The 26,935-nt window shown below is 72.2% G+C and carries 20 protein-coding genes and 1 pseudogene; 8 read left to right on the top strand and 13 right to left on the bottom strand.

Annotated features, from left to right (window positions below; all coding sequences use genetic code 11):
• Nucleotides 1-118: 118 nt before the first annotated feature.
• Complete coding sequence (locus tag ACH4XV_RS02915; protein WP_395786499.1) at nucleotides 119-1,285, bottom strand: N(5)-(carboxyethyl)ornithine synthase; 1,167 nt, start codon at nucleotides 1,283-1,285, stop codon at nucleotides 119-121.
• A 42-nt stretch (nucleotides 1,286-1,327) separates the two neighbouring features.
• Nucleotides 1,328-3,025, bottom strand: coding sequence for an alpha-glucosidase (locus tag ACH4XV_RS02910; RefSeq protein WP_395786498.1), 1,698 nt, complete (start codon nucleotides 3,023-3,025; stop codon nucleotides 1,328-1,330).
• A gap of 227 nt (nucleotides 3,026-3,252) precedes the next feature.
• On the opposite strand from ACH4XV_RS02910, the gene ACH4XV_RS02905 reads away from it, so the two are divergent.
• The 3 genes from ACH4XV_RS02905 (at nucleotide 3,253) to ACH4XV_RS02895 (ending at nucleotide 7,868) form a co-directional block, all read left to right on the top strand.
• Nucleotides 3,253-5,436, top strand: a complete 2,184-nt coding sequence (locus ACH4XV_RS02905; protein WP_395786497.1) for a DEAD/DEAH box helicase — start codon at nucleotides 3,253-3,255, stop codon at nucleotides 5,434-5,436.
• 103 nt (nucleotides 5,437-5,539) lie between these two features.
• Nucleotides 5,540-6,046, top strand: a complete 507-nt coding sequence (locus ACH4XV_RS02900; protein WP_395786496.1) for a DUF2269 family protein — start codon at nucleotides 5,540-5,542, stop codon at nucleotides 6,044-6,046.
• Between the two features lie 115 nt (nucleotides 6,047-6,161).
• Complete coding sequence (locus ACH4XV_RS02895; protein ID WP_395786495.1) at nucleotides 6,162-7,868, top strand: ATP-binding protein; 1,707 nt, start codon at nucleotides 6,162-6,164, stop codon at nucleotides 7,866-7,868.
• Here ACH4XV_RS02895 and ACH4XV_RS02890 read toward each other — a convergent pair.
• The 10 genes and pseudogenes from ACH4XV_RS02890 to ACH4XV_RS02845 form a co-directional block, all read right to left on the bottom strand.
• Nucleotides 7,836-10,043 (bottom strand): xanthine dehydrogenase family protein molybdopterin-binding subunit, encoded by a 2,208-nt coding sequence (locus ACH4XV_RS02890; RefSeq protein ID WP_395786494.1) that lies wholly within the window; start codon nucleotides 10,041-10,043, stop codon nucleotides 7,836-7,838. The two genes, ACH4XV_RS02895 and ACH4XV_RS02890, sit on opposite strands and share 33 nt — an antisense overlap.
• Nucleotides 10,040-11,029, bottom strand: coding sequence for an FAD binding domain-containing protein (locus ACH4XV_RS02885; protein ID WP_395786493.1), 990 nt, complete (start codon nucleotides 11,027-11,029; stop codon nucleotides 10,040-10,042). Before ACH4XV_RS02885 ends, ACH4XV_RS02890 begins: the two co-directional genes overlap by 4 nt.
• 5 nt (nucleotides 11,030-11,034) lie before the next feature.
• Nucleotides 11,035-11,517 carry a (2Fe-2S)-binding protein gene (locus ACH4XV_RS02880; protein ID WP_395786492.1) on the bottom strand — a complete coding sequence of 161 codons (483 nt, stop codon included), beginning with the start codon at nucleotides 11,515-11,517 and terminating at the stop codon, nucleotides 11,035-11,037.
• A gap of 72 nt (nucleotides 11,518-11,589) precedes the next feature.
• Nucleotides 11,590-12,402 carry an ABC transporter ATP-binding protein gene (locus ACH4XV_RS02875; protein WP_395786491.1) on the bottom strand — a complete coding sequence of 271 codons (813 nt, stop codon included), beginning with the start codon at nucleotides 12,400-12,402 and terminating at the stop codon, nucleotides 11,590-11,592.
• Nucleotides 12,399-14,150 (bottom strand): dipeptide/oligopeptide/nickel ABC transporter permease/ATP-binding protein, encoded by a 1,752-nt coding sequence (locus ACH4XV_RS02870; protein WP_395786490.1) that lies wholly within the window; start codon nucleotides 14,148-14,150, stop codon nucleotides 12,399-12,401. The genes ACH4XV_RS02875 and ACH4XV_RS02870 overlap by 4 nt, the downstream gene beginning before the upstream one ends.
• Nucleotides 14,147-15,115 carry an ABC transporter permease gene (locus ACH4XV_RS02865; protein WP_395786489.1) on the bottom strand — a complete coding sequence of 323 codons (969 nt, stop codon included), beginning with the start codon at nucleotides 15,113-15,115 and terminating at the stop codon, nucleotides 14,147-14,149. Before ACH4XV_RS02865 ends, ACH4XV_RS02870 begins: the two co-directional genes overlap by 4 nt.
• A 61-nt stretch (nucleotides 15,116-15,176) precedes the next feature.
• Nucleotides 15,177-16,730: an ABC transporter substrate-binding protein gene (locus ACH4XV_RS02860; RefSeq protein ID WP_395786488.1), complete on the bottom strand. Its 1,554-nt coding sequence runs from the start codon at nucleotides 16,728-16,730 to the stop codon at nucleotides 15,177-15,179.
• Nucleotides 16,731-16,837: 107 nt separating this feature from the next.
• The gene (locus tag ACH4XV_RS02855; RefSeq protein WP_395786487.1) at nucleotides 16,838-17,680 is read right to left on the bottom strand and encodes an alpha/beta fold hydrolase; all 843 of its coding nucleotides are present in this window, start codon (nucleotides 17,678-17,680) and stop codon (nucleotides 16,838-16,840) included.
• The gene (locus ACH4XV_RS02850) at nucleotides 17,677-19,032 is read right to left on the bottom strand and encodes an O-acetylhomoserine aminocarboxypropyltransferase/cysteine synthase family protein (RefSeq protein WP_395787044.1); all 1,356 of its coding nucleotides are present in this window, start codon (nucleotides 19,030-19,032) and stop codon (nucleotides 17,677-17,679) included. The genes ACH4XV_RS02855 and ACH4XV_RS02850 overlap by 4 nt, the downstream gene beginning before the upstream one ends.
• Nucleotides 19,033-19,212: 180 nt before the next feature.
• Nucleotides 19,213-20,040 (bottom strand): annotated as a pseudogene (locus tag ACH4XV_RS02845) (isopenicillin N synthase family dioxygenase); the annotation flags it as partial.
• Nucleotides 20,041-20,959: 919 nt separating this feature from the next.
• On the opposite strand from ACH4XV_RS02845, the gene ACH4XV_RS02840 reads away from it, so the two are divergent.
• From ACH4XV_RS02840 to ACH4XV_RS02820, 5 genes are all read left to right on the top strand, one after another.
• On the top strand, nucleotides 20,960-22,336 hold the full coding sequence (locus ACH4XV_RS02840) for a bifunctional o-acetylhomoserine/o-acetylserine sulfhydrylase (protein ID WP_395786486.1): 1,377 nt from the start codon (nucleotides 20,960-20,962) through the stop codon (nucleotides 22,334-22,336).
• 36 nt (nucleotides 22,337-22,372) lie between these two features.
• Entirely contained in the window at nucleotides 22,373-23,599 is a 1,227-nt protein-coding gene (locus tag ACH4XV_RS02835; protein ID WP_395786485.1) for a homoserine O-acetyltransferase, read from the top strand.
• Nucleotides 23,600-23,702: 103 nt separating this feature from the next.
• Nucleotides 23,703-24,266, top strand: a complete 564-nt coding sequence (locus ACH4XV_RS02830) for a rhodanese-like domain-containing protein (RefSeq protein ID WP_395786484.1) — start codon at nucleotides 23,703-23,705, stop codon at nucleotides 24,264-24,266.
• A gap of 125 nt (nucleotides 24,267-24,391) precedes the next feature.
• A complete protein-coding gene (locus ACH4XV_RS02825) occupies nucleotides 24,392-25,210 on the top strand; it encodes a polysaccharide deacetylase family protein (RefSeq protein WP_395786483.1) in 819 nt (272 codons plus the stop codon).
• Nucleotides 25,211-25,275: 65 nt separating this feature from the next.
• Nucleotides 25,276-25,851: a hypothetical protein gene (locus ACH4XV_RS02820; protein WP_395786482.1), complete on the top strand. Its 576-nt coding sequence runs from the start codon at nucleotides 25,276-25,278 to the stop codon at nucleotides 25,849-25,851.
• Here ACH4XV_RS02820 and ACH4XV_RS02815 read toward each other — a convergent pair.
• On the bottom strand, nucleotides 25,848-26,852 hold the full coding sequence (locus tag ACH4XV_RS02815; RefSeq protein ID WP_395786481.1) for an alpha/beta hydrolase: 1,005 nt from the start codon (nucleotides 26,850-26,852) through the stop codon (nucleotides 25,848-25,850). The two genes, ACH4XV_RS02820 and ACH4XV_RS02815, sit on opposite strands and share 4 nt — an antisense overlap.
• Between the last annotated feature and the right edge of the window lie 83 nt (nucleotides 26,853-26,935).

Genomic DNA, 26,935 nt, shown 5'->3' with positions numbered 1-26,935 from the left:
TGTGGGCGAACCCGGCAAACGCAAGACGCACGACCCAAACATCCCTTCCAGGCAACGACCAAGGCGAACCGACCCTACGACCCCGCTCCACCACCCGAATCCGCACAGTCCCCCCGACCTAGACGCCCGCGCCCGCCGCCCGTGCGTGTGGGTAGTCGGTCGCGCGGTTTTGGAAGGTCAGGATCTTCGGGTTTCGGATCACGCCGTCGCGCATTTCGATCGCGTTGGTGATGGTCGCGTCCGCGTCCCACGCGGTCGGGCCGGCCATGACCGTGCCGAGGTAGGGGATGAGGGCCTCGCTGATCTCCCACGTGGCGGAGTCCCACAGGTAGGACGGGCTGTGGTCGACCGCGTAGTAGTGGCAGTTGTCCCCGACCGTGAAGGCGGGTGCGTCGAAGGTGGTCGGGTGGGCCCATTCGAAGCCCATGCCGTCGTCGCAGGAGACGTCGATGAAGAACGAACCGGGCCGATACTCCGGCAGATCCTCGTTCAGTACGAACGTCAACGGCGCGTCGGTGTCCTGCCGAATGCAGTTCACCACGATGTCGTAGCCGGCGAGGTGGCTGCCCAACGGTACCGGCCCACCCTCGGTGAGCGCCTCCAGACGCGACGGGTCGTCCTCGCCGAAACGGAAATGGCTCATCACGACCGAGGGCATCGGCGACGCCACCGCGACCGCGTCCCGCGCCGTCAACACCGTGACGTCCGAGATACCCATCGCCTCCAGAGCTATCACCGCGCCGCGCGCCGTCGCGCCGAAGCTGAGCACCGCCGCACGCATCCGGCGGCCGTAGCTGCCGGTCGCGCCGCCGAGCGCGAGAGCATGCAACACCGAGCAGTAGCCCGCGAGTTCGTTGTTCTTGTGGAACACGTGGACACTGAACGCGCCGGTCGCGGTCCAGTGATTCATCTCCTCCCACGCGATCATCGTCAGCCTACGATCGATGCCCAGCTGGGTCATGATCGGATCCTGCACACAGTGCGGCCAGCCCCACAACACCTGGCCGTCGCGCATCGCGGCCACGTCCTCGTGGGTCGGTTTCGGCAACAGCACCACGTCACTCTCCGCGAGCAGGCGTTTACGCGGAAGCAGGCCGGCCACGTGCCGCACGAGTTCCGCGTCGGCTACGCCGAAACGCTCGCCGTAGCCCTCCTCCAGGAACAGGTGTTCGCGGACGTCCGGCGCAATCCGCTCGACGTGCAGCGGGTGGACCGGCAATCGGTGCTCGTTCTCCTTGAGTGAGGAGCCGAGAATGCCGAGAGTCATGCGGGTCCTGCGAATCATGAGATTCCTTAGGTAGACCCCCAGTATCCCCCACACGCCCGACTACCCCTTTCGCTGTACGCGGGCCTCCCACGGTTGCAGCGTCGCCGGGTCGATCGACGTGCCCGCGTTGCCGAGGACGAGCGGGGCCGTCGCCCACTCGGTCGCGAGCGCCGCCGGGAGCTCGACCGGCTCGCCGGTGAAGTTGGCCAGCGTCAGCAACGTGGTGTCGCGATAGCGCCGGGTGAACGCGTACAGCCGTTCGTCGTCCGCCAACAGCATCGTGAAGTCGCCGTGTACGACGGCCGGTTCACTGTGTCGCAGGGCGATCAGTCGGCGGTAGTGGTGGTACACCGACTCCGGGTCGGCCCGCGCCGCCGCCGCGTTGATCGTGGTGTGGTTCGGGTTGACCGGCAACCACGGTGTGCCCGTGGTGAATCCGGCGTGTTCGGACGTGTCCCACTGCATCGGCGTACGCGCGTTGTCCCGCCCCCGCGCCCGTAGTCCGTCCAGCACCCGCTCCGGGTCCTCGCCGGCCCGGATCGCCTGCCGGTAATGGCCCAGCGCCTCGATGTCCCGCACGTCCTCGACCGAGGCGAACGGCGCGTTGGTCATGCCCAGTTCCTCGCCCTGGTAGATGTAGGGCGTGCCCCGATGCAGGTGCAGCACGGTGGCCAGCATCGTCGCCGAACGCACCCGGTATCGCGGCCCGTCGTCGCCGAACCTGGACACCACCCGGGGCTGGTCGTGGTTGTTCCAGTACAGGCTGTTCCAGCCCACCTCGGCCAGGCCCGTCTGCCAGCGGCCCAACGACTCCTTGAGCGCGGTCAGCCGCAGCGGCCGCACGTCGAACTTGTGCCGCCCGAAGTCCAGCCCCACGTGCTCGAACTGGAATACCATGTCCACCTCGCCGCGCGCCGGGTCGGTGAACAGCCGCGCGTGCTCCAGCGTCACTCCCGGCATCTCGCCCACGGTGAGCACCCGTTCCGGCCGATCGGCGAAAACCTCCCGATGCATCTCCGCGAGGTATTCGTGCACCCGGGGCCCGCACACGTAGTACGGCGACCCGTCGCCGTACAGCCCGTCGCCCGTCGACTCGCCGTCCGGCAGGTCCGGATGCTTCGAGATCAGGTTGATCACATCCATCCGGAACCCGTCCACCCCGCGGTCGAGCCACCAGCGCATCATCGCGTAGATCGCCTGGCGGACCTCCGGGTTCTCCCAGTTCAGGTCGGCCTGCTTCGGCGAGAACAGATGCAGGTAGTACTCCCCGCTCGTGTCGTCGTACTGCCACGCCGACCCGGAGAAGAACGACCCCCAGTTGTTCGGCGCCGCCGCCTCCTCCCCCACGACCCCGCGCTCCGGCCGCCCCGGGCGCCACCAATACCAGTCCCGTTTGGCGCTGTTCGGCCCCTCGCGCGATTCCCGGAACCACGCGTGCTCATCCGAGGTGTGGTTGACCACGAGGTCCATCACCAGCCGCATCCCACGCTCGTGTACCGCCGCCGTCAGCCGGTCGAAGTCGGCCAACGTACCGAACATCGGCTCGATGCCCTGGTAGTCGCTGATGTCGTACCCGTTGTCGTCCTGCGGCGAGGGATACACCGGCGACAACCACAAGACGTCCACCCCGAGCCCGACCAGATGATCGAGCCGAGCCAGGATCCCGCCCAGATCCCCGATCCCGTCCCCGTCGGAGTCCGCGAAACTCCGCGGATAGATCTGATAGACCACCGCCGACTTCCACCAGGGCTCCTCCACCCGCTCCCCTTCACCACTCGCCACGACCCACCAACCCCTCTCCCGAAGCACACGAAGCACCCAGAGCACCCAGAGCACCCAGAGCGCCCGGAGCACACGAAGCACCCGGAGCACCCCGGCCCCTCCACTGTCACCCGCCGGCCGCCCCCACGTCCGCGAACCCCGGATTTCGAGCGCGGCATGGGAGGATGCCCCGTCGCGGCGAGCACGATGGGGCGGAGCACTCGATGGGATCGGCCGAACCGGCAGCCGGCGCACCGGCCGGCGGCAGACGCGCGCGGGAAGTGCTGGCCGCGGCGGAGGCGTTGTACACCGCCGCCCGAACCGTCACCGCCGACCAGGCCGGGGCGCTCGACGCGGTGCGCTCGGCGTTGTCCCCGCTTCGCGCCGAGTTGGTGGCCGCCGCGCTGGCCCGCATCCCGATCGACCAGCTCCGCGAGGCCACCGACGGCCGACTGCGCCTCGGCGCCCTGGAGGCGGCCGGATTTGCGACGGTCGGCGCCGTGTACGACGCGCCACCGTACCGACTGCGCCAGGTGCCGGGCGTCGGCGAGCAGACCGCCGCCCAGGCCGTCGGCGCCGCACGGCGCATCGCCCGCGCGGTCGAGGACACCGTCACGGTCCGCATCGACCCGGACCGGCCCACGGAGCAGACCACCGCGCTGGTCCGGGCGCTGTACACCCTGGTCGCGGCCGGCCCGGAGGCCCGCAGGACGGCGGCGATCGCCGAAGACCTCACCGGGCGCCTGGTCGCCCCGCGCGCCGCCGCCGGCCCGGGCCGCAGTCGGCTGCGAATGTGGTTCGCCCGAACCGACAAGCGGGAACGGGTCGCCGCGGCCCTCGCCGAACTGCACACGCTGGTCTCGGACGCGGCCGAGCGCGAACTGCCGCTGCTGTTCGCCCAGGCCTCGACCGACCTGTTGCGCGTCCCCGGTTCGGACTTCGAGGCGTGGTGCGACTTCGAGCAGCGCCCGGCGGACTACTACGCCCTGCTCGACACGATCGCCGGCCGGGTACCGGACCGGGACGCGGCCGAGGGATTCATCCCCGCGGAGATCGCCGAACGGGTCAACGCCCAACCGCTGGACGAGTCCCTTCTGCTCGCCTCACTGCGCGGATACCAGTCCTTCGGGGCTCGGTTCGCGCTCAGGCAGCGTCGGTCGATCCTCGGTGACGAGATGGGGCTCGGCAAGACCGTCCAGGCGATCGCGGCACTCGCCCACCTCGCAGCCGGCGGTCACCACCGTTTCCTGGTGGTGTGCCCGAGCAGCGTGCTGATCAACTGGGAACGCGAGGTGCGCAAGCACAGCCGGCTCCGTCCCATAGTCGTGCACGGCCGGACCCGGGTGGAGGCGTTCGGTCACTGGCAGGAGTCCGGCGGTGTCGCGATCACCACCTTCGACGGACTCAAGACGCTCCCCGCGCCCATCGCCGAAGCGGCCGTGGGGATGCTCGTGGTGGACGAGGCGCACTATGTGAAGAATCCCGACACCGGACGCTCCCGGGCGCTGGCCGGCTGGACCGAGCACGCCGGGCACGTCCTGTTCCTGACCGGCACCCCGATGGAGAACCGGGTCGCCGAATTCCGTTCCCTCGTCCAGCGGTTGCAACCCGACCTGGTCCCCGGGATCCACGGGCGGGACGCGCTCGCGGGATCCCGCGCGTTCCGCATGGCCGTGGCGCCCGCGTACCTGCGGCGCAACCAGGAGGACGTACTCACCGAACTCCCCGAACTGTTGCGCGTCGAGGAGTGGGAGGAGTTCAGCGCCGCCGATCGAAACGCCTACCGCGACGCGGTGGCCGCCGGGAACTTCATGCGGATGCGCCGGGCCGCGTACGTCTGCGCCGACGACTCGGCCAAGCTGGAGCGGCTGCGCGAACTGGTCGCGGAAGCCGCCGAGATCGACCTGAAGGTGGTGGTGTTCTCCTTCTTCCGGGACGTGCTGGCCACGGTGGGCGCCGTTCTCGACGGTCCACGCTGCTTCGGGCCGATCACCGGCGCGGTGGCCGCGGCACACCGGCAGAAGATGGTCGACGAGTTCTCCGCGGTGTCCGGCCACGCGGTGCTGCTCGCACAGATCCAGGCCGGCGGAGTCGGGCTGAACCTGCAGGCGGCCTCGGTCGTGGTGATCTGCGAACCGCAGGTCAAGCCCACGACGGAGCAGCAGGCCGAGGCGCGGGTCAATCGGATGGGCCAGGTCCGGGCGGTCCAGGTGCATCGCCTGTTGTCCCCGGACAGTGTCGATCAGCGCATGCTCGACATCCTGGCCGAGAAGTCCGCGCTGTTCGACGCGTACGCGCGGCGCAGCGACCTGGCGGAGGCCAGTCCGGACGCGGTCGACGTGTCGGACGAGACGACGGTACGGCGGATCGTCGAGGACGAGCAGCGCAGGTGGGGCGCGACGGGCTGAGGCCGCACCCCCGCCTGCGGCGCGGCAGCCCCTGGCGATAATCCGTTGGTGGGTGGCACTGTTGCCACTCGTGCCGATCATGGGCGAGTTTTAGCCTCGGCTGGTGACCAAGTTTTTGCTTGCCGTACATGTGCTTGCCGCGATTTTGGCGGTCGGACCGGTGACCGTTGCCGCGAGTATGTTCCCGCCCGCCGCCCGGAAGGCGCGGGCCCACCCGGAGGACAAGCAGGCCGCGGCGGTGGTGCGCGCGCTGCATCGGACCTGTCGGGTCTATGCGGTCGTCGGCGTGGTGGTACCGGTCTTCGGGTTGGGGGTCGCCCTGCAGATGGACGTGGTGGGCGACGCGTGGCTGATCGTGTCGATGGCGTTGACCGCGATCGCCGCCGCGGTTCTCGGGTTGGCGGTGCTGCCCCGACAGAGCGCGCTGCTGGCCGACATCGGGACGGCGGACGGCGGGGCCGGCACCGCCTCGGCCGTGGCCCCCGATCCGTTGTCCCCCTTCCACCGCGCCACGGTGCGCCTGGGCATGCTCACGGGTGTGTTCAACCTGCTCTGGGCCACCGTGACCGTCTTGATGATCGCCCGGCCGGGGTCCTCCACCGGCGCCTGATCCGCCGCCGCTCGGCAGGTGCAAAGGTCGCCGTTTCGGGCAGGTATCGGTCCTCGCACGATGTCCGGCCCGCCGCCGGCGGGCTCGGCGCGATGGGCACGATGGGGACGGTGTGGTGGAGCGACACGAGGGGGTCGGCGCCGGGTCGGGGGCACCGGGGACCGGAACGCGGCGGCACACCTGGGACACCAGGCGTTGGCTGCTTGTCGGGGTCTCCACGACGCTGGTCGTATCGGCCCTGCTGGCCGCGCTGGGCGCGTGGGTGTTCACCCACTCCACCTCGGTGAACGGACGGCTGGTGGACTACAGTTCGCCGGCGCTGATCGCAGCGGTGCGCCTGGAGACGGCGTACGCCGACCAGGACGCCGCGGTGCGCGGCTACGTATGGACCGGCGACGCCTCGCTTTTGGACGGCTACGCGACGGGCCGCGCCACCGAGCAGGAACAGGCGGCCGTACTGCGCGAGTTGTTGCGCGACGACCCGACCGCGAGCAACGAACTGCGGGTGGTGCAGGAGCGGGCGCAGGCGTGGCAGGAGCGGGTGGTCCGGCCCGTGTTGGCCGTCCCGCCCGGGAGCGAGCCGCCGGCGGAGGTGCGCGCGGCCGTCGCCGACACGTCCGCCTATCCGGCGCTGCGCACCGCCACCCGCGAGCAGTCGAACCGCCTCCAGCGGCAACGCGACAGCGCCAGGGCCGACCTCCAGGACGTCCGCGACCTGCGCACCTGGGTGTTCAGCGGGATAGCCCTGGTGGTCGTGGGCGGTGCGATCATGGTGTTCGCGGGGTTGCGGCACGGCGTGACCGGGCCGATGGGCCGACTGGTGGCGGACGCCAACGCGGTGGCCGGGGGCGACTTTCGGCATGAGATCACCCCCACCGGCCCCGCCGACCTGCGCGCGTTGGCCGACGCGATGGAGGCGATGCGCCGCCGCCTCGCCGACGAGTTGGCGTTTTCCCACGACGCGCGGCACCGCCTGGACGAGCAGGCCACCGAACTGCGCCGCTCCAACTCCGACCTGGAGCAGTTCGCCTACGTCGCCTCGCACGACCTCCAGGAGCCGCTGCGCAAGATCGCGAGCTTTTGCCGGCTCCTGGACAAGCGGTACCACGGGCAACTCGACGAGCGGGCCGACCGCTATCTGGACTTCGCGGTGGACGGCGCGGTGCGGATGCAGGCCCTGATCGACGACCTGCTCGCCTTCTCCCGGGTGGGTCGAGGTCCGGCGACCGACGCGGCGGTGGACCTGAACGCCGTGTACGAGACGGTGGTCGGCGATCTGGATCTGGCCATCCGGGACGCGGGCGCCGAGGTCCGGCACGATCCGCTGCCCACCGTGCGCGGCGACCGCTCCCAGCTCTCCCTGGTCGTGCAGAACCTGATCGCCAACGCGGTGAAGTTCCGCAAGCCGGACCGGCCGGTCCGGGTCTCGGTCGAGGCCGAGGCGGTGGACGGGATGTGGCGGATCTCGGTGACCGACGACGGCATCGGCATCGATCCCACCCAGGCCGACCGGATCTTCGTGATCTTCCAGCGCCTGCACACCCGCGAGGCCTATCCGGGCAACGGCATGGGGCTGGCGATGTGCAAGAAGATCGTCGAATTCCACGGCGGCACGATCGGGTTGGACCCCGAGTACACGGCCGGTACCCGTATCGTGTTCACCCTCCCGGCAGCCGAACGGCCGGACGCCGAAGCCGAACGCGCCGACGCCGAACGACCCGCAGCCGAACGCCCCGGCCCCGAGACCGCGTCCGCGCGCCGCCCGCCCGACAACGACGGAAAACCCCGGTCACTCGCCGAAGTCCCCCCACCCCAGCCCTGATCGGGCCATCACCACCCGGTCCGGCGTGATCGGCAACGTGCGCACCCGCACCCCCGTCGCGTGGAAGACCGCGTTGGCGATCGCCGCCGCCGCGCCGACCACGCCGATCTCGCCCGCGCCCCGCGCGCCGACGTCGCCGATGTGCGGGTCCGGGATGTCCGTGAACAGCACGTCGAGCGCGCCGACGTCGGCGTTCGCCGGCAGGTGGTAACCCGCCAGATGCGGTTCGACCGCGTGCCCCCGGCGCGGGTCGATCGTGGTCGCCTCCATCAACGCCTGGGCCAGACCAAAGGTCATCCCGCCGATGAGCTGGCTGCGCGCCGTGCGCGGATTGATCACCCGACCGATGTCGAACGCGCCGACCATTCGCCGCACCCGCACCGTCCCGGTCGCCACGTCCACCGCGACCTCGGCGAAGTGAGCGCCGAACGAGTGCACGGCGTAAGGCGATCCCGCGTCCGGGTGGGCATGGCCGATGGCCGAGATCGACGGCGAGCCGATCCGGGTCAGCTCGCCCACGAACGTGTCGGGGCCGAAATCGATCGTGCCGATCTCCCGCCGGTACAGCGGCGATTCCGGATCGTCCAGGGCGCCGGCCAGCAGGTCGTCGCGCACCGCCTCGCAGGCCCGCCGGATCGCCGGGCCGACGTAGGCCACGGTCTGCGAGCCGATCGAGGGCGGCGCCTCGGGCAGTTCGGTATCGCCGAGCCGGACGAAGATACGCTCCGGCCCGACACCCAGCACGTCGGCGGCGATCTGCGCGAAGACGGTGTACGTCCCGGTGCCGATCTCGTGCGAGGCGACGCCCACCACGGCGGTGCCGTCGACACGCAGTTCGGCGTAGGCCGCGGCCGGTCCCGGGTCCATCTCGTGCGTCGCGCTCGCCATCCCGCTGCCGATCAGCACGTCGCCGTCGCGACGGGTGCCCGGCGTGCGGTCGTTCGGATCCCAGCCGAACCGCTCGGCGCCCAGGCGGTAACACTCGCGCAGGTGTTTGCTCGACCACGGCCGCCCCGACGAGGGATCGGTGTCGGCGTGGTTGCGCAGCCGCAACTCCACCGGGTCGACGCCCAGTTCGTGGGCCAGCTCGTCCAGGGCCGACTCCAGCGCGAACGATCCCGGGGCCCGGCCCGGCGCCCGCTGGAAGGTCGGCGGCTGCATGTCGAGCCGCGCGATGCGCTGACGGATCGTCACGTTCGGGCAGGCGTACAACATCGCGGTCGTCGCGCCGGTGTTCTCCACCACGTTCTCCCCGAAGGACGTCGCCGTGGTGCCGTCGTGGGCGATCGCGGTCAACCGGCCGTCGCGCCGCGCGCCGAGCACCACCCGCTGCCGGGTGGGCGGGCGCACGCCGCAGGAGGTGAACATCTGCGGCCGGGTGAGCGCGAGGCGCACCGGTCGGCCGACCAGTCGCGCCGCCGCCGCGGCCAGCAATACGTGCGGCCACACCGTGCCCTTGCTGCCGAAGCCACCGCCGACGAACCCGGACAACACCCGCACGTCCTCGGGCCGCAGCCCGAATGCCTCGGCCAGCGCCGCGCGTACCCCGAAGACGTACTGCGTCGAGTCGTGGACGGTGAGCCGATTGCCCGTCCAACGCGCGGTGGTGGTGCACGGCTCCATCGCGTTCATGTGCTGCGGCGGTGTCTCGTAGTACGCCTCGATCGTCGCGTCGGCCACCGCCAGGCCCGTGGTCAGGTCGCCCCGGACCACGTCCTCGCGGCCCGGCGGGGTCTGCGGGATGGCGTCCTCGATCCGCGCCAGCGGGGCCTGTTCGCGATAGCGCACCCGGATCAGCTCGGCGCCGGCCCATGCCTGCTCCCGGGACTCCGCGATCACCATCGCGACATGCTGCCCGTGGTGGTGGATCACCGCGTCGGACAGCGGTGTCCGGCCGTCGCCCATCGGCCCGTTGTCCGCCGAGTAGTAGGACGCCACCGGGCGGATGCCCAGCGAGCCGTCGGAGGCGCACACGGCCAGCACACCCGGCGCGCGCTCGGCGGCGGCGACGTCCATGTCGAGGATGCTGCCCTTGGCGATGGTGCTCTGCAGGAGCACGGCATGGGCGAGATCGGGCAGGGCCACGTCGCCGGTGTACATCGCGGTACCGGTGACCTTGACCGGACCGTCGACCCGCGTCTGGGGTCGGCCGATCCACGGCTGCTCCGGGCTCATCCGCGGTCCCCTTCCACGGCGGTCAGCGTGGTCAGCGCCCGGGCGACGACGCGGCGGATGAGTTCGACCTTGTACGCGTTGTCCCGCAGCGGCCGGGCGCCCTCGGTGGCCGCCTCCCCCGCGCGGGCGAACGCGGCGGTGCTCGGCGGCGCGCCGATCAGCGCGGTCTCGGCCGCCCCCGCCCGCCACGGCGTGGTCGCCACGCCGCCGAGCACGATCCGGGCATCGTGCACGGTGCCCTCGCGGACGTCCAGGGCGACCGCCACCGAGCACATCGCGAACGCGAACGAGGCCCGCTCGCGCACCTTGAGGTAGTACGAATGGGCACCCAGTGCCGTCAGCGGCACCTCGACCCCGGTGATCAACTCGCCGTGCGCGAGTGTGGTCTCCCGCTCGGGGGTGTCCCCCGGCGGCAGGTGGAAGGTGTCGATCGGCTCCACGCGCGGACCACCGGGTCCGTCGATCCGCACCCGGGCGCCCAGCGCGAGCAGCGCCACCGCGAGGTCGGACGGGTGGGTGGCGATGCACCGCTCGCTCGTCCCGAGCACCGCATGGCCGCGGTGGTCGCCGTCCAGCGCCGCGCAGCCGCTCTCCGGCAGCCGCTTGTTGCACGGCATCGACGGGTCGCGGAAGTAGCCGCACCGGGTGCGCTGCATCAGGTTGCCGCCGAGGGTGGCGAGGTTGCGCAGTTGCGGCGAGGCGCCGGCGAGCAGGGCCTGGGCGAGCACGGGCAGGCGCTCGGCCACCACCGGGTGCGCGGCCAGGTCGCTGTTGCGGACGAGGGCGCCGATCCGGAGCGTGTCGCCGTCCGGCGCGATCCCGCCGAGCGGCAGCCCGCCGATGTCGACCAGCCGGGCGGGGTCGGCCACGCCGCACTTCATCAGGTCGACGAGGTTGGTGCCGCCGGCGATGTACATCGCGTCCGGGCCCAGTTCGGCCCAGGCGTGCGCGGGTTCGTCCGGACGGGTGTAGGTGAAGGGACGCACGGCGGTCACCGCCCGGCCGCGGCGGCGATCGCCGTGACGATGTTCGGGTACGCGGCGCACCGGCACAGGTTGCCGCTCATCCATTCGCGGATCTCGTCGTCGTCCCCGGCGTGGCCCTCGGCGACCAGCGCCACCGCGGCCATGATCTGCCCGGGGGTGCAGAAGCCGCACTGGAACGCGTCGTGGTCGACGAACGCCCGCTGTACGGGGTGCAACTCCCCTTCGGGATCCCCGCCCAGGCCCTCGATCGTGGTCACCTCGCGGCCGTCGTGCATCACCGCGAAGGTCAGGCACGAGGTGATCCGGCGCCCGTCGAGCAGCACGGTACAACTGCCGCACTGCCCCAGGTCGCAGCCCTTCTTCGGGCCGGTCAGCCCGAACTCGTCGCGCAGCGCGTCCAGCAGGGTGACGCGCGGGTCGACGCGGATCCGGCGCGGGTCCCCGTTGACCCGCAGTTCGACTTCGTCGGCGGCGGGCTCGATCGACATGGTCCCTCCGGGGTGGGCGCACCCGGGCCGTGCCGACCCGGGATCAGCGCTGCTACCCACCCGCCGGGCGCGCTACACGGCCGACTCCCTCGGCGCGGGCAGTGTGGGGATCGCCGCAAGCAGGTCGCGGGTGTACGCATGGCTCGGGCTGCCCAGGACCCGCGCCGTCGGGCCGGCCTCGACGGCTTCGCCCGCCTTCAGGACCAGGACCTCGTCGCACAGGTGTTGCACCACGCCGAGGTCGTGCGAGACCAGCACGAGGGACAGGCCGAGCCGGGTCCTGAGGTCGCCGAGCAGGTCGAGGATCTGCGCCCGGACGGACACGTCGAGCGCGCTGACCGGCTCGTCGGCGACCAGCACGCGCGGGTCGGGGGCCAGGGCTCGGGCGATGGCGACCCGCTGCCGTTGGCCACCGGAGAACTCGTGCGGGTAGCGGTGGCGGGTGTCGGGGTCGAGGCCGACGGCGGCCAGCACCTCGTCCACCCGCGCGTCGTGGTCGCCGGCGACGCCCAGGCATTCGAGCGGTTCGGCCACGATGTCGCGCACGCGCGCGCGGGGGTCGAGCGAGCTCATCGGGTCCTGGAGCACGATCTGCACCTCGCGCCGGAACCAGGCCAGGGTGCGCGCGGGCCCGGGACGGACCTCGCGGTCGCGGTAGCGGACCGTGCCGCCGTCGGCCCGGTCCAAGCCGAGCAGCAGCCGGATCAGGGTGGATTTGCCCGCGCCGGACTCGCCGACCACGCCGAGCGCGCCGCCCTCGGCCAGTGCCAGATCCACCCCGCGCAGCGCGTACCGCCGCCCGGGTGGGGCCCACAACGAACGACGCGGCAGCCGATAGGTCCGGGTCAGCCCCTCGGCGCGCAGCAGTACGGCGGGCGCGGTCACGACGCGGCCTCCACGGAGTCGGTGGGGATCTCGGTCGGCGCCTCGATCGGGACGAACGCCGTCGCCCGCGCGGCGGCCAGGAGTGCGCGCGTGTAGGGCGCGCGCGGGTCGTGCAGGATCGTCTCCAGCGGCCCCTGCTCGACCACGCGCCCGCCGCGCAGCACCGCGATGCGATCGCTCACCGAGGACACCACCGCGAGGTCGTGCGTGATGAACAGCAGCGCGGTGCCCTGCTCCCGGGCCTGCTCGTCGAGCAGCGCGAGGATGTCCCGCTGCACGGTCACGTCCAGCGCGGTGGTCGGCTCGTCCGCGATCAGCAGCGCCGGACGGCAGGCCAGGGCGATCGCGATGCCCACCCGCTGGCGCTGCCCGCCGGAGAGCTGGTGCGGCCGGGCCCGGACCAGATCGGCCGGATCCGGCAGGCCCACCCGCGCGACCAGCTCGATCGCCGCCTCGTCGGCCCGCCGGCGGGTCATGCCCCGGTGCAGGCGCAGCGGTTCGGCGATCTGCCGGCCGATGCGCATGGTCGGGTCGAGCGCGGTGAGCGGTTCCTGGAAGACCATGGCGACCCGATCGCCTCGGATGCGGGCGAGTTCGCGCTCGGAGCGGCCGAGCAGTTCGGCGCCGTCGAGCCGGATGCTGCCGGTGACCTCGGCGCCCTCGGGCAGCAGGCCGAGCACGGCCAGTGCGGTGAGCGACTTGCCGGAGCCGGACTCGCCGATCAGGCCGAGCCGTTCCCCGGGCGCGAGGGTCAGGTCGACGCCGTCCACGACGGTGCGGCCGGCGATCCGGATCGTGAGGTCGGTGATCTCCAGGAGCGCGCCGTCGACTGCGGCGGGCGTACGCATCGCCCGCATCGCGTGCTCGCCCTCGTCCTTGGCGACCGGCCCCGATCCCCCGTGCCGCAGGCGCGGATCGGTCGCGTCCCGCAGCGCGTCGCCGAGCAGGTTGAAGCCCAACACGGTCAGCGCGACGGCGAGTCCGGGCCAGACCACGAGCAGCGGCCGGGCCGAGATGTAGGGCTGCTGGTCGTGCAGGATCCGGCCCCAGGACACCGCGGGCGCGGGGCTGCCGTAGCCGAGGTAGGACAGCGCGGCCTCGGTCAGCGAGGCCACCGCCATCACCAGCGAGAGCTGGACGAGCAGGGTCGGCGCGATGTTCGGCAGGATGTGCCGCCGGATGGTACGCCACGTGCTCGATCCGCTCGCGGCGGCGGCCAGGACGTAGTCGGTGCCGGCCACCCGCTCGATCTCGGCCCGCGCGATCCTGGCCAGGTGTACCCCAAACGCGACGCCGATCGCGCTCGCGGCGGTCCACACCGATCCGCCGAACACGGCGGCCAGGATCATCGCGGTGAGCAGCGCCGGGAACGCGATGGCCACGTCGACCAGTTGCACCACCCCGGCCGCGAACCGGCGCGGCCCGAGCGCCGCCGCCAACGCCAGTGGCACACCGAGCGCGGCGGCGATCGCCGCCGAGACGAGCGCGATCACCAGCGTCTCCCGGGAGCCGGCCAGGATCAAGCTGAACTGGTCCCGCCCGAGCATGTCGGTCCCGAGCACGTGCCCGTGCGAAAACGGAAGCAGCCAGGGCGAGTTCGGGTCCACGGCGGTCGGGTCGTACGGGGTCCACACCAGCGACAGCAGCACCGCGCCGACCAGGATCGCGATCAGCGTGCCGCCGATCAGGCCGTTGCGGTCGCGCAGCAGCGCGCGCAACGTTGCGCCGACGGCGATGCCCGCCCTCATCCGGACACCTCCCGGAACCGAACGTCCGCCAGGCGCGGGTCGATCAGCCGCTGGGCGATGTCCACCAGGAAGCCGACGAGCAGCACGATCGCCACCAGGAGCATCACCTCGCCCTGCACCTTGACCAGATCCCGGTTGCCCACGTCGGCGACCAGCATCGAGCCGACGCCGGGGAGGGTGAACACCTTCTCCACCACGATCGCGCCGACCAGGAGGGCGGCGACCTGTACGCCGAGCATGGACAACACCGGCCCGGCCGCGTTGCGCAGCCCGTGCCGAAGCAGCGCGCTGGTGCGGGTGCGTCCGGCGGCGCGCGCGGTACGCAGGTAGTCCCGGTGCAGCACGTCGAGCGTCGCGGAGCGGACGAAGCGCAGCAGCACCGCACCCTCGGACAGGGCCAGGGTCAGCGTCGGCAACACCAGACTGCGGCTCGCCTCGCCGGGATCCGCCCAGCCGTCCACGGGGAAGCCCTGGGCGGGCAGCAGCGGGGTCTGCACGGCGAACAGCAGGATCAGCAACAGGCCCACCCACAACGTGGGCAGCGCGATCCCGAGCTGGCTCGCCACGCTGATCGCGGTACCGTCGCGCCGCTCGCGGCGCACCGCCGCGAGCATCCCCAGCGGCACCGCGAAGGCGAGCGCCAGGACCAGCGCGCCGAGCACGAGGGGGCCGGTGACCCGTAGTTTCTCGCCGAGTTCGCCGGTCACCGAGGAACCGTTGAGCTGCGAGTGACCGAGGTCGCCGGTGGGCACCTCGGTCAGCCAGGTCCAGTACTGCACGATCAGCGGTCGATCCAGGCCCAAGTCGTGCCGAATGGCCCGCAGTTGCGCCTTGTCGGCGGTGATGCCGCCGACCGAGGCGGCGGCATCACCGGGGAGCAGTCGCAGCAGGGCGAAGGTCAGGACGCTCGCGCCGAGCAGGGACAGCGCGAGCAGTCCGAGCCGGCGCACCACGAACACGGTCATGCCGGCCCCCGAGCCGGCTCGTGCCGCGACGATCGCTCGTGTGACGGCCCCCGAAGCGAGGTCACTTGCCGATCCCGATCGTGGCGAGGTTGAGTCGGCTGCTGGTGTGGTGCTGGGGTGCGCCGCTGACGCCCTTGCGCACCACGGTCAGCGTCTGGGCCTGGTACAGCCAGTCGGCGCCGGCGTCCTCGGCGACCTGGCGGCCGACCCGGGCGAGCAGGTCGGTGCGGGTGCGCTCGTCGGGCGCGGCCACGGCCTGCGCGTACCAGTCGCGCACCTGCGCGTTGTCGTAGCCGAAGTAGTAGCCGGGGGTGGCGAAGTTGCCGACGTCGTGCGGCTCGGCATGGTTGACCAGGCTCAGGTCGTAGTCCCTCGCGGTGTAGACCTCGCTCAGCCAGGCGGTGAACTCCTGCTGCTTGACCGTGAGTTCGATGCCGGCGTCCTTGAGGTTGGAGACCAGGACGTCACCGATGGCGGCCGGGTAGATGTTGGGGATCTTCAGGGTGAGCTTGAGATCGGTGACCCCGGCGTCGGCGAGTGCCTTCTTCGCCGCCGCCGCGTCGTGCGGGTCGATCGAGGTCAGGTCCTGGTAGCCGGGGTCGGAGGTGGGTATCGGGCCGCCGAGCCGAACTCCCGCCCCGCCGAGGGACTTGATCAGCGCGTCCTTGTCGATCGCGCGCCGGATGGCGTGCCGCACGGCCGGGTTGTTCAGCGGCGCCTTGGCGTTGTTGATCGCCAGCGTGTACTTGTCGGTGGTGGTGCCGCGCAGCACGGTGAACTTCTCATTGCCGGTGAAGGGTTGGAGCAGCGTGGCCTCGGCCGCGGTCTCGATGTCGGTCTGGCCGGTGGCCTGCGCGTTGTTCGCGGCGTTGCGGTCGGGGATGTAGCTGAGCACGACCTTGGCCACCTTCGCCTTGGCGCCCTTGTACGCGTCGTTGCGCACGAGGGTGATCGCCGAGCCGCGTTGCCAGCCGTCCAGCTTGAAGGGGCCGGTGCCGTTCTCCGTGGTGTCCAGCTTGGCGAAATCGGTACCCTTCTTGTAGATCACGCCCTGACGCTGGGTCAGCGCCCAGGTGAGGTTGGTGTCGCGCTGCTTGAGGGTGATCACCACGGTGGCCGGGTCGGGTGCGGCGACGCCCGCGATCGTGGCCAGTGTCTTGGCGTTCGGCTGCTTGGAGCCGGGCGCGAGCACCTGTTGGAGCGACCAGACGGCGTCCTCGGCGGTGACGGGCGAGCCGTCGTGGAAGGCGGCGCCGGGGGCGAGGTGGAAGGTGTAGGTGAGGCCGTCGGGGGACGTCTCGAAGCCGGAGGCCAGGGCGGGCACGATCTTGTTGTCGGCGTTGGTGTCGACCCCGAGCAGGCCCTGGTAGACGTTGTCGAGCAGGACCTGTTCCAGCGCGACGCCGGCGGTGGTGGTCAGGTTGAGGCTGGTGGGTTCCAGGACCAGGCGCACCCGGGCCGTGGCGTTCGGGTCGAGCGCACTGTCCGCGGGCGCCGGGGCCTGGGTGTTGGCGCCGTTGGCGGCGGGGTTCGGGGTGCCGCCGGAGCCGCACGCGGCGAGGACCGGTCCCGCCAGGGCGAGGACGGCGGCGATGCGAAGCGCGGAGCGGCGCATGGTGGATCGATCTCCTTGCGGGTGGGGTGGTGCGGGATGACGTGACGTGATGGGCCGCGCGGGGTTGCGTGGCAGGGCCGTGCGACCCTCGGAGTCGGACCGGGGGCTCAGCCGCGGGCGGCGGCCAGCACGAACTCGGCGATCTCGTCGTGCACTTGTGCGCTGTCGCGTTCGGCGAGCACATTGTGCAGGTCGCCGGGGAAAATCCTGGCCCGGGCGTCGGGCAGCGTCTCGGCGGCGGCCCGGACCGCGCTCGCGGGCGCGAGGTCGTCGGCCTCGCCGTGGACGAAGAGCACCGGACGGGTGATCGTGCCGCCGGCGATCAGTGCGGCGATCCGCTCGCCGCCGGCTTCCAATGCGTCCAGCGTCTCGGGGCGCAGGCCGCCGGACCAGACCAGCGGGTCGTTGCGCAACCGTTCGGCGTACTCGGCGTTGCCGCACAGCTCGCTCGGGTCCTTGCGCAGCGACATCGGGTCGATGTCGTGTTCGGCGAGCAGCGCGCGCAGGCCGCTCTCGCCCGCCGACAACCCGGTCCCGGCGCCGGCCAGGACCAGCGCGCGGGCGGACGCGGCGGCGACCCGCTCGCCCGCGAGCAGCAGGGTGACGGCCGAGCCGAGCGAGTGGCCGGCCAGGATCAGCGGTACGCCGGGACGGCCCGCCGCGATCCGCGCCAGGACCAGTTCGGCGTCGTCGGCGAGCGCGTCCAGGCTCTCCACCAGGACCCGGGTGCCGTCGCTGAGGCCGTGGCCGATCTGGTCGGGGGCCCACACCTCGATCCCGTCGGCGTTGAGTCGATGCGCCAACGGCTCGTGCAGGCCCGCGTGTTCGCCGAGTCCGTGCAGGAAGAGCACGACCGCGACGGGTTCGCCCTCGACGGGCCACACGCGCAGGTGGAACTCGCCGCGGGCACCGCGGATCCGGCTCTGGTGCACGGCCTGACGGGTGGTCATCGGGTGCCCTCCGCGAAGGTGTCGGTGTCGGCCGCCGCGGCCGACAACCCGCCTTCCAAGTCGGCGAGCAGGTCGTCGATACCCTCCAGGCCGACGGACAACCGGACCAGGCCGGGGGTGACCCCCGCGTGCAGCCGCTGCTCGGGGTCCAGTTGTGCGTGGGTGGTGGACGCGGGGTGGATCGCCAGGCTGCGCGCGTCGCCGATGTTGGCCAGGTGGCTGAACAGCCGCAGTCCCTCGACGAAGCGCCGCCCGGCCGGCAGGCCGCCGGCCAGGTCCACCGACAGCACCGCCCCCGCGCCGCGCGGCAGATAGCGTCGAGCCGCGGCGTGCCACGGGCTGGTGGGCAGGCTCGGGTGATCCACCCGCAGCACCTCGGGCCGCGCGGCGAGCCAGGCCGCCACCCGCTCGGCGTTGGCGGTGTGCCGGTCCAGGCGCAGCGACAACGTCTCGATGCCCTGGAGCAGCAGGAAGCTGTTCAGCGGCGACACCGCCGGGCCGAGGTCGCGCAACAGCCGTACCCGCAGGCGCAGCGCGTAGGCGATGCGGTCCGGGCCGAACCTCTCCCAGAAGGAGAGGCCCTGATAGGTCGGGTCGGGCGCGACCAGGCCCGGGTAGCGGTCGGCGTGCGCGCCGAAGTCGAAGGTGCCGCCGTCGACCACGATCCCGCCGATCGCGGTGCCGTGTCCGCCGAGGAACTTGGTGGTGGAGTGCACCACGATGTCGGCGCCGTGCTCGATCGGGCGAAGCAGGTAGGGCGTGGGCACCGTGTTGTCGACCACGAACGGGACACCCGCGGTGTGCGCGATCTCCGCGACGGCGGCCAGGTCGAGCACGTTGCCGCGCGGGTTGCCGACGCTCTCCCCGAACAGCGCCTTCGTGGCCGGTCGGATCGCGGCGCGCCAGGCGTCGAGGTCGTCCGGGTCGTCGACGAAGGTCACCTCGATGCCCAGGTCGGCGAAGGTGTGTTCGAGCAGGGTGCGGGTGCCGCCGTACAGGGACGCGGCCGCGACGAGGTGGTCGCCGGCGCGGGCCAGGTTGAGCAGCGCGAGGGTGGTGGCGGCCTGGCCGCTGCCCACGGCCACCGCGGCGGTGCCGCCTTCCAGGGCGGCTATGCGCTCCTCCACCACGGCGGTGGTGGGGTTGGACAGCCGGGTGTACGCGTGCGTCTCCAGGTCGGTGAGCGCGAACGTGTCGGCCGCGTGCGCCGCGTCGCGGAAGACGTAGCTGCTGGTCAGGTAGATCGGCACGGCGCGGGCGCCGGTGGCCGGATCGGGGCGGGCCCCGGCGTGCACCTGGAGGGTCTCGAACGCCGGTCGGGGGTCGGGTGGTTCGGTGGCGTCCGGGAGCAGGTCCGACCACCAGCGCTCGACCACGCGCGGATGCGACCGCAGCCATCCGATCAGCGCGTTCTCCCCGTAGGCGGGCTTGAGCGGATTGTCCGGATCCTCGGTGACCCCGTCGGCCTCGGCGGCCAACTCGGCGGGCAGGTCGAGCGGTTCGACCACGGCGTCCAGGCGCGGGCCGAGGAAGAACGGCAACGAGTAGCGGTCGACGCCCGGTTGCGGGGCGACCACCCGGTGCCGGGTGGCCCGCAGGTAGCCGCGCGTGGCGATCTCCAACATCTCGCCGATGTTGAACACGAACGCGTCCGGCAGCGGCGTCGCGTCGATCCAGGAGCCGTCCCGGGCCTGTACCTGGAGGCCGCCGATCTCGTCCTGCTGGAGCAGCGCGAGGTAGCCGTAGTCCTTGTGCGCGCCCACCCCCTGGTCGACGTCGGCGCTGGGCCGCCCCGGATAGTGCACCACCTTGACGTGGACCGCGGCCTCCTCGTCGAACCACTCGTCGAAGTAGCCGCTGTCCTGGCCGAGCGCGGCGGCCAGCGCCCGCAGCACCTCGCGGCTGACCCGCAACGCCTCGGCCTGCCAGGCGAGTACGGTCTCGCGCAGTTCGGGCAGCGCGGCCGGCCACTGGTTGGGGCCGATCAGCCGCAGGTAGGCGGGATCGTCCGGGCCGAGGTCGAGCGCCGCCCGCTCGGGGCCGATGTCCAGTTGTTCGCGCCAGTCCGGGCCGCCCTCGGTGTACTCGGTGCCGGTGCGGGTGTATCCGCGAAACTGCGGCGAGTTGATGTTCTCCACCGCGAGCCGGTCCGCCTCGGGCAGGGCGAAGAAACGCTTCGAGACCGCCAGGGCGCGGGCGCGCAGCTCCGGGTCGACGCCGTGGCCGATCACATAGAAGAAGCCGATCTCCCGTGCGGCGTAGCGGAGTTCGGCCAGGAACGCGGCCGGGTCCGCGGCGGGGTCGCGGAATCGGGAGATGTCGATCACGGGCAGGGTGGTGGGCGGTGCGCTGGTTGCCATGACTGGGGTCCTCGGTACAGCCTCGGGCACGCCGGGCCGGACGCCGGCCCGGGACGGGGCCGAACGCGGCACGGCGGACCCGTGGCGGGTGGGGCGAGATCGGGTACGAATGGCGCGCCGGCTCGGAGGGCGGCGACGCGGAAGGCGGGCGGGCCGGCGCGCGGCGGACCGACATCGGTCACGCGGGGGCGGGCACACACCTGCTCGGCGGCGCGAAAGCGCACCGCACGAGCGCAGGGGTCAGCGACAGATCTGGTCGAAGTGGTCGGCTCGTCGACCCACCCAGAAGGGGTCGAGCAGCGCGGAAGCGACCTGACGCGGAGACATGGCCGTGATGTAAGCACGAGGAAGGCGTGTTGGTCCAGCGGACTTTGCGTCACATCCGGTCGACGACGCGTAAGGGTACGGGTCGGACATCGCGCCGGTCGGCGGCCGATGCGCGGGTCCGGGACCGGCCGCCGGTGGGCGTCGGGCGGTACCCCGTGGCGCAAACCGCTTCGGGCCGCCTACACTCGCGCCATGTCCTGCCCCATGCTCGTCAGTCGCCGCCACGTGGATCTCGTGCGCGTGACCAGCATGGCCTGTCGTATGTCCCGCTGAACCGCGGTGACCGTTTCGGTCCCGGTGGTTCGCGCGGTGTGTGAGCCCGGGCGCTGACCCGCAGGCTCCGCCGCGTCCCACGTTTTCCCGCTTCCCGCGTTCCGCTCTCCCCGTGTCCGGGCGCCGTTCGGCCCGGGCCTTCGGGTGGCCGAACCACGCCCGTCTCGCGGCCACTTCGCCGCGTGCCGTGCGCTCGGTGCGGTACGCCCGTTCGCCGCCCCCCCGGGGGGCGTGGTCCCGCGTACCCGCAATCGGTCGAGCCGCACCCACCGTTGCCCACGCCCACCGCCGATACCCGTACCCCGCAAGGAGTTTCCCGATGACCCTCGAAGCCACCGACACGCCGCCCGTCGTCGAAGCCGAACCCGTGGGCTCCGACGGCCCCGTACGTCCCGACGATCCCGCGTCGTGGTCCTTCGAGACCCGGCAGGTCCACGCCGGCGCCGAGCCCGATCCGACCACCGGGGCCCGCGCGGTGCCGATCTACCAGACCACCTCGTTCGTCTTCCGGGACACCGACCACGCGGCGGGACTGTTCGACCTGTCCGAGGAAGGCCACATCTACACCCGGATCCACAACCCCACCACCGACGCGCTGGAGCGGCGCGTGGCCGCTCTCGAAGGCGGCGTGGCGGCGGTCGCGACGGCCTCCGGGCAGGCGGCGACCACGCTGGCGGTGCTCAACCTCGCGGCGGCGGGCGACCACATCGTCTCCAGCGCGTCGCTCTACGGCGGCACGTACAACCTGTTCCACTGGACACTGCCGAAGCTCGGCGTCGAGGTCACCTTCGTCGACGACCCGGACGACCTCGACGCCTGGCGCGCCGCGATCCGGCCGCAAACGAAGTTGCTGTTCGCCGAGACGCTGGGCAATCCGCGCGCCAACGTGCTGGACGTGGCGGCGGTCGCCGATGTCGCGCACGCCGCGGGTGTACCGCTGGTGGTGGACAACACGGTGCCCACGCCCTATCTGCTGCGGCCGATCGAGCACGGCGCGGACGTGGTCGTGCACTCGGCGACCAAGTTCCTGGGCGGGCACGGCACCGCGATCGGCGGGATCGTGGTGGACGGCGGCACCTTCGACTTCGGCGCGCACGCCGAACGATTCCCCGGCTTCGCCGAGCCCGACGCGAGCTACAACGGGCTGCGCTACTGGCCGGATCTGGGCCCGGGCGCGTACGCGGCGAAGTTGCGCGTACAACTGCTGCGCGACGTGGGCGCCTCGATCGCGCCGCTGACCAGTTTCCTGATCCTCCAGGGCCTGGAGACGTTGTCGCTGCGGGTCGAGCGGCACGTGGCGAACGCGAGTGCGCTGGCCGCGTGGTTGCAGAGCCGGGAGGAGGTGGAGACCGTGCACTACGCGGGTCTGCCGAGCAGCCGGTGGTACACCGCCGGCAAGCGCTATCTGCCGCGCGGTGCCGGGGCCGTCGTGGCGTTCGAGTTGAAGGGCGGGGTCGAGGCGGGCCGCCGGTTCGTGAACGGGCTGTCCCTGTTCAGTCACCTGGCCAACATCGGCGACGTGCGCAGCCTGGTGATCCACCCCGCCAGTACCACGCACGCCCAGCTCACCGACGCGGAGCGGCTGGCCACGGGCGTGACCCCCGGCCTGGTCCGGCTCTCCGTGGGCATCGAGGGACTGGCCGACCTGCGCGCCGACCTGGTGGCCGGATTCCGCGCCGCCGCGCAGTCGAACTAGCCGGGAAAGCCGGGACCTTCGGACGGAACGCTCGCCATGTCGCATGCCACACCCCCCACACCCGCCCCGGCGGGGCCTCGTTCGCTGACCCTGCCCGCACCGCTGTGGACCGAGTCCGGGGAGGTGCTGCCCGAGGTCCGGATCGGCTACGAGACGTGGGGTCGGCTCGCCCCGGACCGCTCGAACGCGGTGCTGGTGCTGCACGCGCTGACCGGGGACAGCCATGTCGCCGGTCCGGCCGGTCCCGGCTTTCCCACCCCCGGGTGGTGGGACGGCCTGATCGGCCCGGGTCGGGCGCTGGACACCGACCGCTGGTTCGTGGTCGCGCCGAACGCGCTCGGCGGTTGTCGGGGCAGCACCGGCCCCGCCTCGCCCGGTCCGGGTGGGCGGGCCTGGGGAAGTCGTTTTCCCCGGTTGACCATTCGCGACCAAGTGGCCGCGGAGGTGGCCGCCGCCGACGTGTGGGGCATCGAGCGGTGGGCGGCCGTGGTGGGCGGGTCGATGGGCGGGATGCGGGCGGTGGAGTGGGCGGTGACCCATCCGGAGCGGGTCGGCGCGCTGTTCCTGATCGCCACCACGGCGGCGGCCGGCGCCGAGCAGATCGCGTGGTGCTCGACGCAGTTGCACGCGATCCGGGCCGATCCGGGGTGGGCCGGCGGCGACTACCACGACCGGCCGGCCTCGGCCGGGCCCTGGCGGGGGCTCGGCCTGGCCCGCCGCATCGCGCACATCACCTACCGCAGCGAGCCCGAGCTGGCCGCCCGCTTCGGCCGGGAGCGCCAGCCGGGCGAGGGCCCGAACGGCCGCTACGCCGTCGAGTCCTACCTGGACCACCACGCGGCCAAGCTGACCGCACGCTTCGACGCGGGCAGCTACGTGGCCCTGACCGAGGCGATGAACAGCCACGACGTGGGCCGGGGCCGGGGCGGCGTGGCGGCGGCGCTGGCCCGGATCACCGCGCCGACGGTGGTCGCGGCCGTCGACAGCGACCGCCTGTATCCGCCGAGCCAGCAGCGGACCCTCGCCGACGCCATCCCGACCGCGGGCCCCCTGCGCGTGGTGCGCTCCGCGTACGGCCACGACGGCTTCCTGCTCGAACTGGACCAGGTCGCTCCCCTGGTCGCCGAACTTCTGGAGCGGGCGGCACCGGCGGACCGCGTCGGGAGTACCGAACCCCTGGAGCGGGTCGGGCGTCCCGCTCCGACCCGAAATACGCCGCCGAACCGGAACACGCTGCTCGATCCCACCGTTACCGGAAGGTAGTCCTCCTCATAACCCCACCCGGTGTCGAGTCCGGGGTGCCGCGCCGCGCACCGGCGCGGCCTCCCGGCCCGGCGGCGGGCGGACCGTCGAAAGGCCGATCACCATGACCGCCCTCGCTCCCGCGCAGGTCCGCGCCCGGTTGACCGAGTTCACCGTGCTCGACGTGCGCACCCCCGGCGAGTTCGCCACGGGCCACATCCCCGGCGCGTACAACGTTCCGCTGGACCGGCTGCGCGAGGCGTTGCCGGTGCTCAAGCGGGCGGCGCACCCCGAACTGTTGATCGTCTGCGCCTCCGGTGCCCGCTCCGAGCGGGCCCGCACCGAACTGGCCGCCGCCGGCATCGAGGCCGCGCACCTGAGCGGCGGCACCTCGGCCTGGGCCGCCGAGGGCCACGCCTTGGACGCCCCGGACGGCGCTCGTACGGTGTGGCCGATGGAGCGCCAGGTCCGCTTCGCGGCCGGCTCCCTCGTGGTGCTCGGCCTGCTCGCCGGCCGCCGTGCGCCGGGGGCCCGCCTGCTGTCCGCGGCGATCGGCTCCGGCCTGGTCTTCTCCGCCGTCACGAACACCTGCGGCATGGCCGCCGTACTCGGCCGACTCCCCTACAACCGCCCCGCCGCCAAGACCCCCGACCTGCCCGCCACGCTCGGCGCCCTCGACCGCGGCTGACCCCCCACCGACGACCAAGGGCGGGCCAAGTCGCCGCAAAATGGGCTTCGGGTGGGAACCCGCCCGTTGGCCGCGTACGTGTTCGGACATGTGTCCGTAGTTCCGAACAGTGCTTGGAGTCACCGGTGACGAGCCTCCCCACCCGCCGTGTCCTGCGTCGTCTGACCGTTCTCGCCGTGGCCGGAGTGCTCGCCGCCGGGACCGCGGCGTGTTCGTCGGATTCGGGAGGTTCCGGAGCCAAGGCGAAGCCCGGTGGGCGCGAGGGGTCCGCGGAGGTCGGCCCGCCACCGTCCGACGCGCCCACCGCCGCCGATCCGCAGGCGTCGATCCCGGCGCCGCTGGTGCCGGACGCGCTGGTGCGCAAGACCGCGACCGGCGGGCGTACGGTCGCGCTGACCTTCGACGACGGGCCGAGCCCGCAGTGGACCCCGCAGGTGCTCGCGCTGCTCAAGCAGTACAAGGCGAAGGCGACGTTCTGCATGCTCGGCCCGAACGCGAAGGCCAATCCGAAGCTGGTCAAGGAGGTCGTCGCCGACGGCAACCGGCTGTGCGACCACTCGGTCACCCACGACGAGGGCATCGCGAAGCGCCCGCTGTCCCGGATCAAGTACGAGATCACCACCGCGCACGACCAGATCGTCGCGGCGGCCGGACCGGGCACGAAGGTCGACTGGTTCCGCGCGCCCGGCGGCGACTGGTCACCGCAGGTACGCGCGATGGCGGCCGGATACGGCATGCGCCCGCTGGACTGGTCCGACGACACCCGCGACTGGCAGCGCCCCGGCGCGGACAAGATCCTGGCCACCGCCGAGAAGGAGCTGCGGCCCGGCGGAATAATCCTGATGCACGACGCGGGCGGCGACCGCACACAGACCCTGGCCGCGCTCAAGCAGCTGCTTCCCTGGCTGGTCCAACAGGGCTACACCTTCGACTTCCCCGCCTGAGTCCGGAGGCCGACACGCCCCGGCGGGTGCACCGGGATTGCCGCGTCGTGGATGAATCTAGTGAAATGCACCAGTCGAGCCTTATTGCCGGCGGTCGTCACACCCGGATCCGCGCCCGGGTGACGATCGCCCTCCTCCTCTCCGCGACCGCCCTCGGCCTGACCACCGCGCCGACGGCCGAGGCCGCCTCCACGCGCGGTGGGGCCATCGCCCGTTCGGAGGTCCTGGCCCGGGCGAAGGACTGGTTCGACCGCAGGGTCGAGTACGACCAACAGGCCGTCGCCCCGGACGCCGACGGCGCGCACGACTACCGCACGGACTGTTCCGGCATGGTCGCGATGGCCTGGCATCTGCCGAGCACCGACTTCAACACCGATTCCCTCGACCGGCGTTCGGTCACCGATCGGGTCGACCGCGACGACCTGCTCCCCGGCGACGCGCTGGACGACCCCGCCGACGGTCACGTGGTGATCTTCACCGGTTGGATCGCCCGGAGCGCCGGCACCTTCACATACATCCAACTGGCCAACCCGCGCAGCGACATGGCCAGGGGCACCGGCAACTTCGACAGTCCGCGGCTCGCCGGCCACCCGACCGCGAACTACGTCGGCCTGCGCTACCTGCACGTCGTGGACGACTAGGCCACGACCACGCCGTCGCGCGTCCTGGACCGGCATCCGTGGTCCTCGTCGAGGAATCCCAGCACCTCGGCGACCACGGCCGGGTCGCTCATCACGCGGTGATGGCCGAGTCCCCTGGTGATGAACAGCCGGGCCCGGTCGGGATAGGCCGCCGCGAGCCGATACCCCTGATCGACCGTCGCCGTCGGGTCGTCCTCGTCGTGCACGACCAGGATCGGCACCCGTACCCGCTCGGGGGCGTAGGACGCGGAGAACCGCTCCCAGATGTCCGACTCCGGAGCCAACAGCCGCTCGTCCGCCCGTTCCCGGACCAGCGCCTCCACCCGTGCGTGCAACCGGAGTCGGGCACTGAACCGGTGCAACAGGTATTCCATGTCGCACACCCCGCCGATCGCCACCACTCGATCCGCCCGCACCCCCGAACGCAACGCCTGGAACGCTCCGAGCACACCGAAGGAATGCGCCAGCATGGCCCGGAACTCCCCATGGCGCTCCTGGAGTTGCCGGGCGATCTCGGCATAGTCCAACACCGTGGGGCCGATCCCGCCCGAATCCCCGTTGCCGGGCGCGTCGAAGCCGATCGGGGTCAGCCCCCGGGCCCGCAGCTCCTCGACGAACGGCGCGAAGCGCGAGGCCCGGGACTGCCATCCGTGCAGCAGCAAAACCGGCTTGGCCCCGTCGCCCCAGCGGTAGGTGACCACCTTGCGCCCGCCGACATCCAAGGTGTCGGTGACCGCGAACAGGTGCGCCGAACGCTCCGCCGGCCGCACCGGACTGCGCCCGAACGGACGCCGAAACAACACGTACGCCAGCGCCCCGGCCGCCCTCGGGGACAGTGGCGTCGCCGCCCGCAGGGCCAACCGCGCGGACGCCTCCCCGACCCGCCTGCCGGGCGCACCGGGGTTCGCCGACCCCCGTGTGTCGGCGAACCCCGGTGCCGTCGAGGTGAGTTCGAGATCGATCGGGCCCGCAATGGCGCCGGGCCCCTTCACATGGGTCATGTCCGCATGCCCCCTCGGTGAGTGATTCGCCCGGGCGGCATGCACCCCGGCGTTTTCATAATTGCACGACCGGTCGTACTATT

It is taken from the genome of Embleya sp. NPDC020630 (genome assembly GCF_044334985.1).
Classification (GTDB): Bacteria; Actinomycetota; Actinomycetes; order Streptomycetales; family Streptomycetaceae; genus Embleya.
The sequence above is the reverse complement of the archived record's forward strand: the minus strand, read 5'-3'. Positions and strand labels throughout refer to the sequence as shown.

What these genes read in the sequence shown, in the direction of transcription:
- ACH4XV_RS02915 (WP_395786499.1), bottom strand. Translation starts at nt 1,285, where the DNA reads ATGATTCGCAGGACCCGCATGACTCTCGGCATTCTCGGCTCCTCACTC.
- ACH4XV_RS02860 (WP_395786488.1), bottom strand. Translation starts at nt 16,730, where the DNA reads ATGCGCCGCTCCGCGCTTCGCATCGCCGCCGTCCTCGCCCTGGCGGGA.
- ACH4XV_RS02905 (WP_395786497.1), top strand. Translation starts at nt 3,253, where the DNA reads ATGGGATCGGCCGAACCGGCAGCCGGCGCACCGGCCGGCGGCAGACGC.
- ACH4XV_RS02830 (WP_395786484.1), top strand. Translation starts at nt 23,703, where the DNA reads ATGACCGCCCTCGCTCCCGCGCAGGTCCGCGCCCGGTTGACCGAGTTC.
- ACH4XV_RS02880 (WP_395786492.1), bottom strand. Translation starts at nt 11,517, where the DNA reads ATGTCGATCGAGCCCGCCGCCGACGAAGTCGAACTGCGGGTCAACGGG.
- ACH4XV_RS02815 (WP_395786481.1), bottom strand. Translation starts at nt 26,852, where the DNA reads ATGACCCATGTGAAGGGGCCCGGCGCCATTGCGGGCCCGATCGATCTC.
- ACH4XV_RS02835 (WP_395786485.1), top strand. Translation starts at nt 22,373, where the DNA reads ATGTCGCATGCCACACCCCCCACACCCGCCCCGGCGGGGCCTCGTTCG.
- ACH4XV_RS02890 (WP_395786494.1), bottom strand. Translation starts at nt 10,043, where the DNA reads ATGAGCCCGGAGCAGCCGTGGATCGGCCGACCCCAGACGCGGGTCGAC.
- ACH4XV_RS02840 (WP_395786486.1), top strand. Translation starts at nt 20,960, where the DNA reads ATGACCCTCGAAGCCACCGACACGCCGCCCGTCGTCGAAGCCGAACCC.
- ACH4XV_RS02865 (WP_395786489.1), bottom strand. Translation starts at nt 15,115, where the DNA reads ATGACCGTGTTCGTGGTGCGCCGGCTCGGACTGCTCGCGCTGTCCCTG.
- ACH4XV_RS02820 (WP_395786482.1), top strand. Translation starts at nt 25,276, where the DNA reads ATGCACCAGTCGAGCCTTATTGCCGGCGGTCGTCACACCCGGATCCGC.
- ACH4XV_RS02855 (WP_395786487.1), bottom strand. Translation starts at nt 17,680, where the DNA reads ATGACCACCCGTCAGGCCGTGCACCAGAGCCGGATCCGCGGTGCCCGC.
- ACH4XV_RS02870 (WP_395786490.1), bottom strand. Translation starts at nt 14,150, where the DNA reads ATGAGGGCGGGCATCGCCGTCGGCGCAACGTTGCGCGCGCTGCTGCGC.